Source organism: Pseudoalteromonas sp. SG41-1, assembly GCF_014164575.1.
In the GTDB taxonomy this organism is placed as follows: domain Bacteria; phylum Pseudomonadota; class Gammaproteobacteria; order Enterobacterales; family Alteromonadaceae; genus Pseudoalteromonas; species Pseudoalteromonas rhizosphaerae.
In genome coordinates, this window is sequence record NZ_JACJFL010000010.1 from 88365 (window position 1) to 101891 (window position 13527).

General features: G+C 40.6%; 10 protein-coding genes. 6 read left to right on the top strand and 4 right to left on the bottom strand.

Translation table 11 applies throughout. The features are described 5' to 3' along the window. Positions 1-4 precede the first annotated feature (4 nt). The gene (locus H5203_RS08790) at positions 5-343 is read right to left on the bottom strand and encodes a P-II family nitrogen regulator (protein WP_016708666.1); all 339 of its coding nucleotides are present in this window, start codon (positions 341-343) and stop codon (positions 5-7) included. Positions 344-519: 176 nt separating this feature from the next. Beyond that, positions 520-1752 (bottom strand): diguanylate cyclase, encoded by a 1233-nt coding sequence (locus H5203_RS08795; protein WP_182731495.1) that lies wholly within the window; start codon positions 1750-1752, stop codon positions 520-522. A 268-nt stretch (positions 1753-2020) separates the two neighbouring features. Between H5203_RS08795 and H5203_RS08800 the strand changes: the two genes are divergently transcribed. The 5 genes from H5203_RS08800 (at position 2021) to serA (ending at position 6771) form a co-directional block, all read left to right on the top strand. Further along, positions 2021-3538 (top strand): S10 family peptidase, encoded by a 1518-nt coding sequence (locus H5203_RS08800; protein WP_145241276.1) that lies wholly within the window; start codon positions 2021-2023, stop codon positions 3536-3538. 107 nt (positions 3539-3645) lie between these two features. Next, a complete protein-coding gene (locus H5203_RS08805) occupies positions 3646-4203 on the top strand; it encodes a hypothetical protein (protein ID WP_145241274.1) in 558 nt (185 codons plus the stop codon). A 20-nt stretch (positions 4204-4223) separates the two neighbouring features. After that, on the top strand, positions 4224-4820 hold the full coding sequence (locus H5203_RS08810; protein ID WP_182819604.1) for a 5-formyltetrahydrofolate cyclo-ligase: 597 nt from the start codon (positions 4224-4226) through the stop codon (positions 4818-4820). Positions 4821-4873: 53 nt separating this feature from the next. Then, entirely contained in the window at positions 4874-5527 is a 654-nt protein-coding gene (gene rpiA / locus H5203_RS08815; RefSeq protein WP_182819605.1) for a ribose-5-phosphate isomerase RpiA, read from the top strand. 14 nt (positions 5528-5541) lie between these two features. Further along, positions 5542-6771, top strand: coding sequence for a phosphoglycerate dehydrogenase (gene serA, locus H5203_RS08820; RefSeq protein ID WP_145241268.1), 1230 nt, complete (start codon positions 5542-5544; stop codon positions 6769-6771). 243 nt (positions 6772-7014) lie between these two features. Here serA and H5203_RS08825 read toward each other — a convergent pair whose 3' ends face one another. Together H5203_RS08825 and H5203_RS08830 are read right to left on the bottom strand one after the other, a co-directional pair. After that, positions 7015-9099, bottom strand: a complete 2085-nt coding sequence (locus tag H5203_RS08825) for a pectinesterase family protein (protein ID WP_182819606.1) — start codon at positions 9097-9099, stop codon at positions 7015-7017. 64 nt (positions 9100-9163) lie between these two features. Next, positions 9164-10156 (bottom strand): pectinesterase family protein, encoded by a 993-nt coding sequence (locus H5203_RS08830; protein WP_310736548.1) that lies wholly within the window; start codon positions 10154-10156, stop codon positions 9164-9166. A gap of 476 nt (positions 10157-10632) precedes the next feature. Between H5203_RS08830 and H5203_RS08835 the strand changes: the two genes are divergently transcribed. After that, complete coding sequence (locus H5203_RS08835) at positions 10633-13350, top strand: TonB-dependent receptor (RefSeq protein ID WP_182819607.1); 2718 nt, start codon at positions 10633-10635, stop codon at positions 13348-13350. The last annotated feature ends 177 nt before the right edge of the window (positions 13351-13527 follow it).

Sequence of the window (13527 nt, forward strand, 5' to 3'; positions counted from 1 at the left end):
CCCCTTAAATTGCTTCTTCATCTAATTCACCCGTACGGATACGGACAATTTGATCTAAGTCGTAAACGAAAATTTTGCCGTCGCCAATTTTGCCTGTTGATGCAATTTTGGTAATGGTCTCAACGACCCGTTGACAATTTTCGGTACGAGTAGCAATTTCCAGTTTAATTTTAGGAATAAAATCAACCTGGTATTCAGCTCCGCGATACAACTCTGTATGACCTCGTTGACGACCAAAACCTTTGACGTCAACAACTGTCATCCCCTCAATGCCTAAATCAGCTAGCGCTTCTCGCACATCATCTAATTTAAATGGCTTTATTATTGCACTAATCATTTTCATAGTGGCCCCCTTCGGACGCTTATTGTTATCCTGTTTGCTAAGACAATCCAACCTTTGTGCCACTATTTTTAACGTTTTAAAAACAACAAATTACATAATAAAAACAAATTAACCGCATAAAAAATGCACCATACAGGTGCATTTTTTTAACATATTAGCTGAACTGGTGCAGCAGCCTAGCTTTGTCTGACGACACAGTCTCTACTTTGTTCTTTAGCTTGATACAAAGCCTTATCAGCTAGGCGCATGGCACTTGTTAACGTAACATTTTGAAATTTTGTTAAACCTATACTTACCGTAATTGCAAATACATCACCATTGATCACAAAATCATACTCAGACAACCGCACTCTAAACGCTTCAAGTAAAGAGTACGCTTGTTCCAAATCTAAATTAGTTAATACAACCGCAAACTCTTCACCACCGACACGGGCAACGGTAAAATCTTTAAACGAACTGCGTAATAAAGACGCTACTTGCTTTAAAGCCTGATCCCCAGCTTCATGGCCAAATTTATCATTGATCGCTTTGAAAAAATCAATATCGAGTAATGCTAAACTATTGTTAGACGATGTTTCTTTTAGCAGTTTTTCGGCAAATTGATAAAAATAACGGCGATTATAAAGATTAGTTAAATCATCGCGAAAGGCACTTTCTTTAATATCTGCTATCAGTGACAGCTGCTCCATAGTCTGTAATACACGACAATGGAACTCTTCATTCATAAAGGGTTTGGTTAAAAAATCATTCGCGCCAAATTTAATAAACCGTGCAGATAAACCATGCTTACCCGCACCTGACAAACCAATAATAGCTAAATCATCACGACCACGAAAATTTCGCACCGCCTTAACAAGCTCAAAGCCATCCATTGTCGGCATCGCATAATCAGTTAGTAACAATTTAATCTCGGGATCATTTTTCAGTATTTTTAGAGCTTGCTCACCATCATGCGCATCTTGCACATCAAACAGCTGCTTTTCGAGCATTTGCTTCATTAATGAACGACTTAAAACTGAATCATCGGCGATTAAGGCTTTGCAACCTTGATTACGTAATAGCTGCGCCACTAATTTAACCGCATAATGATATGAATCACGATTATCTTTAATTACATAATCAACGACCCCAAGCTCTAATATTTGCTGGCGCTTATATTCATCGATGGTAGATGTTAGTACCACTGTAGGGATAGCTTGCGCCAAGGTATATTTAACAACTTCGCCATTCATCGCATCAGGCAGGGTTAAATCGACCAAAGCAAGTGTGTACTGATGCTTCGCAATGAATTCTTTGGTCTCGGCAAGTGACCAGGCAAAATCGACAGCAACATCAAGATAATGAGCTGATAAGTGTCGCAACACCTGCTGGACCACTTTACTATCTTCAACAACTAAAACTCTTTGCATATATCTTCTCTACACTTCAGGTGGACATTGCGAGGGTAAACTTTTTACGAATAAAAAAACTAAAAGTCATAACAGGCGGTAATATACTTTATTATTAGCTTGAGCAAAATATATTGCTGAAAATATACGCATAAAAGCATAGCCTTTGCATTACTGATAATATTTATGTCTAGTGCTCACCGATTAATATCGTCGTCTAGTCTCATTCCCTTTGTTATTTGCTTAAAAATTATCTTTAATAGGTTAACTATTGTTTAAAGGATCCACCATGAAGCTTATTAGTATCATTAGTGTCTCTGTGGCCATACTTACTTTGAGTGTAAGCACAGTCAGTTATGCAGAAAATCAACGTCGTATCGATGTCGATAGTAAAGTTGTCACTGAACATAAAGCGCGCATCAATGGCGAGCGTTTTTCATATACCGCAACCACAGGCACACAACCGGTATGGGATGACAAAGGCGATGCCGTTGCTACATTGCAATACACTTATTATGAACGCGACAAAGTTGACGATCGCACTAAACGCCCATTATTAATTTCATTTAATGGCGGACCTGGTTCTGCATCAGTATGGATGCACTTAGCCTATACTGGACCACGGGTATTAAAAATTGATGACGAAGGCTACCCTATTCAACCGTATGGCGTCAAAGATAACCCATACTCAGTGCTTGATGTTGCTGATATCGTTTACGTTAACCCAGTAAACACTGGCTACTCGCGTATTCTTGAAAACGATAAAGGTGAATTACCAAGTAAAGAGGCGCAAAAAAGCATGTTTTTTGGTGTCAATGCCGACATTAAATACCTAGCAGAATGGTTAAACACCTTTGTAAATCGCACAGAGCGCTGGCGCTCACCTAAATTTTTAATTGGTGAGAGCTACGGCACAACCCGCGTATCAGGCCTTGCCCATGAATTACAAAACAGTCAATGGATGTATATCAATGGTGTTGTGCTGGTTTCACCAACAGACATTGGTATTAAACGCGACGGTCCGATAAAAGCAGCTAACCGTCTACCTTACTTTGCTGCAACGGCGTGGTATCACAAAGCTTTAAGCCCAGCATTGCAAGCTAAAGATTTAGATGAATTACTACCAGAAGTTGAAGACTTTACCGTTAACAAGCTAATTCCTGCACTTGCTAAAGGTGGCTTTATTAATGATGAAGAAAAACGCGCTATCATTAAACAAATGGCACTGTATGCCGGTGTATCTGAAAAGTTTGTTGCGCAAAACAACCTTGATATTCCTACCAACTTCTTTTGGAAAGAACTACTACGTGAGCGCGGTCAAACGTTAGGCCGTCTAGATTCGCGTTATTTAGGCATGGACAAGCGTGACGCTGGCGAATCTCCAGACTACTGGGCTGAGCTAACATCATGGTTGCATTCATTTACACCAGCCATCAATCACTACTTACGTGAAGAGCTTAACTATAAAACTGACGTAAAATATAACCTGTTTGGTAATGTACACCCGTGGGATCGCAGCAATAATAACACTGGTGAAAATCTGCGTTTAGCAATGGCGCAAAACCCATACCTCAATGTGATGATCCAATCAGGATACTATGATGGTGCCACTAACTACTTTGATGCTAAATACACTTTATGGCAACTAGATCCAAGTAGTAAAATGCGTGATCGCCTAAGCTTTAAAGGCTACCGCAGTGGCCACATGATGTATTTACGCCATGCAGATTTAGAAACATCAAATAACGATTTACGTGATTTTATTTTACAGTCACTACCAAAAGAAGGTGAAGCTGCGAAGTATTAAACAGCGCTTAAAACCACTGGATTAAAAAAGCCCGTTTTTACGGGCTTTTGTTTATCGATAATTCGGATATACTCAAACTATTGATTTTACGTTTTTGGAAAACACAGATGACTGAAAACTTCCGTGTTATGTATGCAGGTCTAGCTCAAGATATTGAGCAATCGAATGCAATTAAACAACTGGCTGTAAAGCTCAAAGCCCCTGAAAGTAAAGTAGCTGCATTTTTTGAAAACAAACCCCTATTTGCGCCTTGTGAAAAAGAAAAAGCACTCAAGCAAGCAAAGCTACTTGCCAGCGTAGGCATCAAAAGTAAACTGCAACCAATAACCAACAACACACCAGCGGTAAGTAGCAGCGATACAACCAACCAGCGAGATGAGCGTATTTTTAACGCCCTTGATTACATCACCAGTAGTTTAATTCGCATCGAAGAAAAACTCGACGACCTAGAGCAACGCTTACCAGCCACAACCCAACAACCAGATCCTGATGAAGGCGACGAGTGGCAAACTGACGACCTATTGCTAGATGAAGAGCTGACAACGCCGATCAAAAAACGCAGTAACATGCTGCTGTATTCACTTATAGCTATGGTTGTTGTCTTGCTTGTAGTACTAGGATTGTCGTTTGCATTCCCTGATTTATTCAGTTTTATGGATAATTAACAGATAAAGCAAAAATAAATATGAGCGAAAAAAGAGCACTGATCCGCCAAAAAATCCGTAAAGCACGTAATTCACTGTCAAAATTCGAGCAAAAAATTGCCGCAGAATCGCTTAAAGTGAATTTTACTCAACACTTAAAACAGCAAAAAACCATTAAAAACGCCCATATTGGCATTTATTTTAGCAATGACTCAGAGCTAGATACCTCATTGTTAATAAAAGATCTTTGGACTAAAAACCACGCCCTTTACCTACCTGTAATCCACCCATTTAACGGCACTACTTTATACTTCCAGCGCTATGAAGAAAATTCACCCATGAGGGCAAATCGCTATGGTATCTTGGAGCCTAAGTTAAATTGTAGTCAGATATGCCCACTGGCTGAGCTTGATTATCTGCTAATGCCATTAGTTGCATTTGATGATAACGGTAACCGGTTAGGGATGGGGGGTGGCTTTTATGATAAAACTTTGGCGCGCTACGAAAAAGAAAACTGGCAAAAACCACAACTGATTGGCCTTGCACATCAATGCCAACATGTTCCAAGTTTACCGGTTGAATCGTGGGATGTACCATTAAATTACATAATCACACCACAGAAAATCTACCATTGGTAAGCAATTTATTTATATACTAATGGCAATCCCTCTCACCTATTGAGCACATAATCATGACACAAGATGAATTAAAAAAAGCAGCTGCTTGGGCTGCACTCGAATTTGTAAAAAAAGACACCATTGTGGGTGTTGGCACAGGCTCAACTGTAAACCATTTTATTGATGCATTAGGCTCAGTAAAAGACACCATACGCGGTGTGGTATCAAGTTCTGACGCTTCAACCGAAAAACTAAAAGCACTCGGTCTTGAAGTATTTGAACTCAATGATGTTGATGCCCTTGACGTGTACGTTGATGGCGCAGATGAAATAAATGCGCTGAACGAAATGATCAAAGGCGGTGGCGCAGCACTAACCCGCGAAAAAATAGTCGCAGCTGTAGCAAAACAATTTGTATGTATTGTTGATGAAACAAAAATAGTGGACACCTTGGGTGAATTTCCACTGCCGGTAGAAGTGATTCCGATGGCACGCAGTTATGTTGCTCGTGAATTGCTTAAACTAGGCGGCGATCCAGTTTATCGCCATGGCGTGGTAACAGATAATGGTAACGTTATTTTAGACATACATAACTTGTCGATCAGCCAAGCAAAAGATTTAGAGCTGACAATTAACCAAATTGTTGGCGTAGTAACCAACGGCTTATTTGCCCACCGTGGCGCAGATAAAGTGATTATCGGTACCAAAAATGGGCCGCAAATTAGATAAAATAGGATGAGGGTATGAGTAAGGTATCGTTAGCAAAAGACAAAATTAAAATTCTTTTGCTTGAAGGTGTACATCAAAGCGCTGTAGAAACGCTAAAACGTAACGGCTACAGCAATATTGATTATGTAAAAACCTCATTGCCTGAGGACGAACTAATTGAACGCATTAAAGATGTGCATTTTGTAGGCCTTCGTTCTCGTACTCATATTTCTGAAGCTGTACTTGAAGCGGCAGAAAAACTGGTTGCCGTTGGTTGTTTTTGTATCGGCACTAACCAAGTTGATTTAAGTGCCGCCCGCAAGCGCGGTATTGCAGTATTCAACGCACCGTTTTCTAATACCCGCTCTGTTGCAGAGTTAGTACTTGGTGAAATTTTACTATTGTTCCGTGGTATTCCAGAGCGTAATGCCATTGCCCACCGTGGCGGCTGGTTAAAAACCGCCAATGGCTCATTTGAAGCCCGTGGTAAAACTTTAGGTATTATTGGTTACGGCCATATTGGTACGCAGCTAGGTATCATGGCTGAAAATATCGGTATGAACGTTGAATTTTACGATATTGAAGACAAGCTAACCCTAGGTAATGCCACACAAGTACATAACCTAACGCAGCTACTGCAACGCGCTGATGTTATTAGCTTACACGTACCTGAAACACCGCAGACTAAAAACCTGATTGGTAGCGCGGAAATTTCAGTGATGAAGCAAGGTTCAATTTTGATCAACGCCTCACGCGGCACTGTAGTTGATATTGACGCCCTAGCAGAAGCACTTCGTGATAAAAAAATCAGCGGCGCTGCCATCGACGTATTCCCAGTTGAGCCAAAATCAAACGATGAAGAATTTGTATCGCCACTACGCGAATTCGACAACGTAATTTTAACACCACACATTGGTGGTTCAACTCAAGAAGCGCAAGAAAACATTGGTATTGAAGTAGCGGGTAAACTAGCAAAATACTCAGATAACGGCTCAACTATTACTGCTGTTAATTTCCCTGAAGTATCACTGCCAGAGCTTGCTAACCGTAGCCGTTTATTACACGTACACCACAACCGCCCAGGTGTGTTAACCCAAATTAACCAAGCGTTTGCCCAGCACGGCATCAACATCGCCGCGCAATACTTGCAAACAGACGAAGCGATTGGTTATGTAGTAATAGACGTAGATACCGACCACTCTGAAATAGCACTAAAAGAACTAAGTGCAGTAGAAGGCACGATCAGAGCACGTATTCTTCACTAATATCAGTCAGCGGTCAAAAAATAAAAGCCGTGCTTGTTAAATCAAGCACGGCTTTTATTTGGATGAAGAATACTACGTTTTTTCAACCTTAGCCGATGAAATATTGCCAGTTTTATTGTCTGTATTAAACAAGCTTCACTTAAGTTACATCTTACTGTATTTGCTTTAACGGCTCACTCTTAAGTATATATTTCAACAACTCTGTCAAAAACTTCTCTATTACTAAATGCCTCAATAGAGGCGTTAGCTAGGGTTTTCCTCTACCAAAACCTTATTGAGAAACGACGCAAGTACGCTGCGCATTTCGTCTACCCAAGGGTGAAATAGCCAAAAGGTGTGCGGTGTATCGGGTATGGTATACACTTGTTGATGGACGTTGTTTTTAATTAGCTGCGCTACAAAAGCATCTCTGCCAACATGAAAACGGTCATGGGAAGAGTTAATAAATAACGTTGCTGGAGTATGTTTACTTAAATATTCTACCGGCGAAACCGCATGCCAACGTTTTGGCTCTTGTGCATAACGCCCACCTAACCAAAGCGCTGCATAAGAAATCTTTCCAGGTTTATCTTCAAACATCCTAGCCGCTGTTGAGGTTAAATCAGCCACGCCGTCAATGTTCACGATTGCTTGCACTGCTTCGTAAGGCGATTTTGTATCGTGATTGGTACTCATGGCCCCGAATAACGTGGCCATATGAGCACCAGAAGACGCCCCTAACACCGCGATTTTTTTGGTATCTATCATATATAATTTATGATGTTGTTTTAGCCACTTAATCGCATCGTTGATATCTGCCATTGCAGCTGGATAGAGCGCCGTTTTAGAGGTTCTATATTCGACACTTACCGCCACAAAACCTTGGCCAGCTAACCAGCGTGCCGTTGGCGTTTGATGAGACTTGTTACCAGTCCTCCATCCGCCGCCATGGATCATTACGACCAACGGTTTCGCCTGCACTACTTTATTAGGATAAAATAAGTCAAGGTGCAGCGTTGAGCCATCCACCGTTTTGTAAGCTAAGTTGTAATGTTCGCTGATGGACTGTGCTGTTTGCTCGATATTTTCCGGTTTGTTGATCGGACTAATAAAAGGAAACTGTTTCTTGTTTTTTCGATACTCACTTTCAATGGTGTACTCAGCCATTTCACCACTGAGTGAATTGACCACCTCACGCGTAAATACCAGCTGTATTGCTTGTTGAATACGTGGAGATTGATACCATTCACCCAAGATATTTTCCCAAGTAAAAGATGCTGCTTTACTGTCATTTAGCTGTCTTCTATTCGTTGTTATAAATGCCCCAGGACCGGAAGAATTGTACTCAAAAAAGCGAGCATCTTCTGCTCGAAACACCTTTTTACCGCCTGTTCTAGCCGTCCCCCCCATTGGGTGCCACGCTTGTTGTTGAATATGCGCTCCCATCCAAGTATCTATAAATACTGTTTGTCCTATTGCATTAGGATCTGCATACCTTCCATCAGGGAAAGTAGTAGTTGGATGCCAAGGTCTTCCTAACCCCATACTATTGTCTTGCACTCCTTCCTCTGCGCTAAGTGCACAATCAATAAAAACCAGACCAAATGCTTGCTCAATATTAGTACTTGGTGCAGTAATAAAACCTATGGGTAACTGTTTGTTAGGTCTATTGCGGGTCACTATGTTCGACTTATAAAAAACGGCGGCTCCGCCCCCAAAAATAAAGTCAACATGACCACTTATGGTATTATTGAGAAATAAAGATCTCCCTGCTTTCGTGTAAAGAGTATCTTGATATCCACTGATTCTTACATGATTAAACAATGCTTTATCACTACCATAGTCGGTCAATACGGCCACGGCTTGTAAACCTGATACGCGTTTCGGATCATCTTTACTCATTGCATCGTAATATGGAAAATCAAAGCTATTTTCAATATGCAAGTTTTCAACACTAAAATTAGGCGATTTAATAGTTAACGTGGCTGAATTTGATGTTCCTAGATTACCACCATTTTCTGTTACTTTGCCTGAATAATCATCAAAATATAATCGAGTAGTATCAGCCCCTGCACCTGATAACGTAATAAAAGGTTTGTTAATAACGAGTTTTTCATAATAGTCACCTGGGGCTATTTTAATAATATAGGGCTGAGATAAATTATTAGGTGCTTGCTCAATAGCTTGTGCAATGGTGGCAAAAGCGTGTTCATTGTTTTTATCAACAATTGCATCAACTCGTGGTGATACGAGTTCATTCGCAGATAAGCTTTGACACGTAAGTCCAAAGAAAAATAATAAGCCCAGAATAGTACCGCTTACTGTTTTTAACCGACCATGTAACTGCATGTGAAGTTTTCCTTACATAGTAAAAATAGCATGTTTAAAGTAGGCCTGTGGCGAGTAAGTAAGATCATTTTTTACTAACTATATTTTGCTGCCAGCCACGCATCACGTTTTTAATGGTGTAGTCTTGCGCTTCGACTTGACTCAGTTGATGCGCCCAAGCCACTCGCTTACTACTATTGGCCCCCTGCCCTGAGTTATTAAACTCAGCATAAAAAACGGTTTCCTGTTTACTAACATCCCCCCAATTTTGCCAACCTTCAGGAGCAATATGCTGACCTAAATCAGAGTTAATGAACACAGTTTTAGCGTGATGTCTCCAAGGACGGCCAAGATAAACTTTATCAACAGCAGCACTGGCAGTTAGCTTTACACGATTAAACACAAATCCAAATGCCTGATTTTTAGGGGTAGAAGCAGCTGTAATATAAGAGTTACTGAGTGACTTAACTTCACAGTCTTCGAACATTGCTGTGCCTTCACCAAAAATAAAGTCTGTGGTGCCTTCGATATAACAATCTTTGAAATACGAGCGAAACCCTTCGCCAGCTAGGTACAAGGAATCTTGATGGCCTTTGATAGCTACGTTATTTATGCTTACTCGATCAGCCTCGATATGCAAAGCAACAGCCTGCCCAACCGCGCCTGCACTATTAATAATAGTCAAATTTTGGGCGCTAAAGTCATTCCCTCGCACCATTAATGTATATGTGTGAAAGGTACTATTTCGACCTAAATTTATCTTATTAAAATGGTCGCCATAGGTAATAATTGTATTTTCTTTACTTTCACCTATTAGTTTTATTCGTGTATTCCATGAGTAAACTTCTACCTTTTCTGCATAAACGCCATTTTTAACGAAAATACTTATGTCATGCCAAGGGTAAGTTTTACTTGCATTGATTGCTGCCTGAATGGAAGTAAAATCGCCCGTACCATCTTTGGAGACTACCATGTTTGTGGCGTACTCTTGAGCCACTACCGCTCGCGTCCCAAATAATACAAGCAGCAATGTAATTAAAAGCACTAAAGGACTTGTTCTTTTGTTTAGTGTAATCACTGTCGTAACCACCCTTTTATTATTGATATCACAATCTTTCTCATCTTATGGGGAAAATGACTGAACACCTGTAGCCATAACTTCTACATAGCAGTCACAGTTTGCAACATAGCTGATTTTCTGTGAGCGAAGTTAGCATGTAGCGCAATTCCAACTAATTGGACTGGTATTTATCCAAAAAATCTTCTTCAATACTTATTTCTAACAAATTATGCCACCGGTGGCAAATCTATTTAAATATCATTCCCTAAAAAATCAGCGTGTTATTTTTTACAAAAATAAAGCTCGCAGATCTAATGATACATTATATTAACAAACCACTTGACCCAAACTGCCACCGGTGGCAACCTAATTAAAATAAATTTTATTAGTGGTAACTTATGTAAACAAATTAACAGCATCTCTACTTTTTATTTAACGCGCTACTTTATCAAATAGTGCGCAATTTAATCTTTCTTTGTTCCAAGGGAGCAATAATGAAACTCACACACACATTTATAAAAAGCTTAATTGCTACTAACGTGCTTGCCGCCCTTACCGTAAGTTCATTCTTTAGTAACGCTCAAGAATCTCAACCAGCAGCATCTGAGGATGTTGAGGTCATTGAAGTAAAAGGCTTTCGTGGTTCTTTAATTAAAGCCTTAGAAGCCAAACGAGATGCAGCTAATACTCGTGAGTCAATTATGGCTGAAGATATTGGTAAGTTTCCAGACTTGAATGTGGCAGAAGCCATTCAGCGAGTTCCTGGAGTGGCAATATCGCGCGAAGGTGGTGAAGGTCGTAATATTGTTCTACGAGGTTTTAGCCCGGGTTTTACCCGAACCACGCTTAACGGTATGGAAGTACCCGCAGGAAGTGATGGTCTCGATTCTGGCGGCGTAACTGTTAACAATAGTCGAGCCTTTGACTTCCATGTATTTGCATCAGAGCTTTTCAACCGTATAGATATTCAAAAAACGCAAACAGCCTCGATTGAAGAAGGTGGTATTGCTGGTACAGTCGATATGTACTCTGCACGCCCTTTTGATAACCCCGGCTTCAATTCGACCCTGTCACTTAAAGGTGGCTATAATGATTTAACCAGTGAAGTTGACCCTAGGTTTGCTTTCTTAGCCAGTAATACATTTGCTGATAATACCTTTGGTACACTTTTTTCGGTTGCAGTATCAGATAGAAGTGTACGTCAAGAAGGCTTTGGCAGCGTGCGCTGGGAGCCAACAAATCGAATTGGTAATGGCACATGGGGTGACACTTCTGAGCTGGCGACCATCAACGGAACGCCTAGTAATTACTGTGGTGCTGAAGAAGCTATATCCTGTTTATGGGTACCTCGGTTACCGCGGGCTGATTTTTTCGGGAATGAGCAAAAACGTATTGGGGTTACCGGTTCTTTGCAATATAAGCCTAATGACGACATGTTATTCACATTGGATATATTGCATTCTGAGTTAGAAAATGATCGCAGAAACTACAACTCTATGGAGTGGCTAGTTAATCGTGGTGCTCCGGGTGATTTCCAAGGTCAAAGCCCCGTTTCGTTTACGGTCGATGAGTCGGGTAAAGTCCTTGTTGCTGGCAGTTTTGAAAATGTCACCTCATGGTACGAAAGCCGATACCAGGTGTCCGATTCGATATTTGACCAGTATGTATTATCTGGCGATATTCAACTTAATGATCGCTGGTCGCTTGACCTTATGGCTGGTATGGCTAAAAACGACGCTGACAGAGAGGAAATTCGTTATTACTACCGATCGGTTCCCCACTTCTACTCCTATGATTACAGCAGTGGAAATGCAGCGACAGTAGATTATGGCGATTACGATACGACCGATCCTAATAACTACCTTGATGCAGTCAATGCCTCTAATCGTAGTGACGATGTTAAAAAATCAAATACCACAGTGAAACTGGATCTCGCTTATGCCGGAGATAGCTTTGATATAAAAACCGGACTTGCCTTTAATGACAGAGAAGTAGAATATCGAACGGCAGATGGTGACTTTACTCCCTTTGATCCTTCAAAATATACAACCCCATTTCCGTATTCGGATTTTGGTAAAGGCTTAGATGGCGCTACTTTGGCTCCTTTTCTTGTTGCTGACTTTGATAAGCTAGAGGCCGACGGTATTCTTACTCATAATTATACCAATAATGCAGCTCAAGGCTGGGTGGTAGGTGAGAAAACACAAGCCCTTTACCTTGAATTAAACAGTGATCATGAAATTGGTGATATGTATCTTCGTACTAACTTTGGCGTGCGCTATGTCAACACTGAGGTCACTTCTGAAGCCATTATAAACAATAGTCCTTTGTCGGTTACGCGCGATTACAATAACTTCTTACCGTCGATGAATTTAGCACTTGAAGTCACCGATGATATAGTGACGCGTTTTGCTTATGCTCGCAGCATGACTCGCCCAAGTCTAGGTAGTTTAAATATTGCTTCACCGCAGTTTGGGTATACGACTTTTACTGTAGGTAACTTAGGTAATCCTGGACTCAACCCTTATGAATCAAATGATGTTGACCTGAGTGTTGAATGGTATTTCGCAGAAGAAGCTGTTGTTGCTTTTAATGTTTTTAATAAAGACATAGTGACCTCTCTTGATACTGAAGAAGTAGAAAAACTGGTAGACGAAGAGTTTTGGCCATCTATTTACGCTGATCCTCAGTATATAGCCACAGCCCCCCTAGGTGACCCCGCATCGCAAACCTATACACACCGCATACCAGTCAATAATAACGACGGCTATAGCGTGACTGGTTATGAGCTGATGTATCAACAACCCTTTATCTTTTTAGACGGTTGGCTGTCTAACTTTGGTGTGGTTGCTAACTTTACACATGTAAGCGCACAAGACTCTACAGGCTTGTCACCCAATTCTTATAATGCAACATTGTATTATGATGAAGAAAATTATGGCGCTCGTATATCATTAAACAAACGCGATGATTACCTACTTCAAGAGCCAGCCGGAAACGGCCATGCTCAAGAGCGTAAGTTTGGTCCGACTCATGTAGACGTATCTGCATTTTATAATGTGAATGAAAACATTTCGCTTTCACTGGAAATTATTAATTTAACAGACGAAGTTGAACGTATATATGGTACCGGAGACGGAGATCTCAACTTAACGAGAGAATACAGCCATACCGGTACACAATACTTTATCGGCGCAAGTTATACATTTTAGTAAACTGCAACGAATCAGTGTCTATTTGAACTGATAAAAAAGCCCGCAGATGCATAAAATATGCGGGCTTTTTTGTATCTAGCTTTTATGTAATGTTTGTAAAAACCCATAAAGATATGCAAAAAAGTAGGCTGTAATGAGATTGCAATAATCGATTACTGAGTAACGCACCTTATA

Excerpts from the sequence above, each read along its gene's own strand:
- H5203_RS08790 (WP_016708666.1), bottom strand. The coding sequence starts at position 343 with ATGAAAATGATTAGTGCAATAATAAAGCCATTTAAATTAGATGATGTG.
- H5203_RS08795 (WP_182731495.1), bottom strand. The coding sequence starts at position 1,752 with ATGCAAAGAGTTTTAGTTGTTGAAGATAGTAAAGTGGTCCAGCAGGTG.
- H5203_RS08800 (WP_145241276.1), top strand. The coding sequence starts at position 2,021 with ATGAAGCTTATTAGTATCATTAGTGTCTCTGTGGCCATACTTACTTTG.
- H5203_RS08805 (WP_145241274.1), top strand. The coding sequence starts at position 3,646 with ATGACTGAAAACTTCCGTGTTATGTATGCAGGTCTAGCTCAAGATATT.
- H5203_RS08810 (WP_182819604.1), top strand. The coding sequence starts at position 4,224 with ATGAGCGAAAAAAGAGCACTGATCCGCCAAAAAATCCGTAAAGCACGT.
- rpiA (WP_182819605.1), top strand. The coding sequence starts at position 4,874 with ATGACACAAGATGAATTAAAAAAAGCAGCTGCTTGGGCTGCACTCGAA.
- serA (WP_145241268.1), top strand. The coding sequence starts at position 5,542 with ATGAGTAAGGTATCGTTAGCAAAAGACAAAATTAAAATTCTTTTGCTT.
- H5203_RS08825 (WP_182819606.1), bottom strand. The coding sequence starts at position 9,099 with ATGCAGTTACATGGTCGGTTAAAAACAGTAAGCGGTACTATTCTGGGC.
- H5203_RS08835 (WP_182819607.1), top strand. The coding sequence starts at position 10,633 with ATGAAACTCACACACACATTTATAAAAAGCTTAATTGCTACTAACGTG.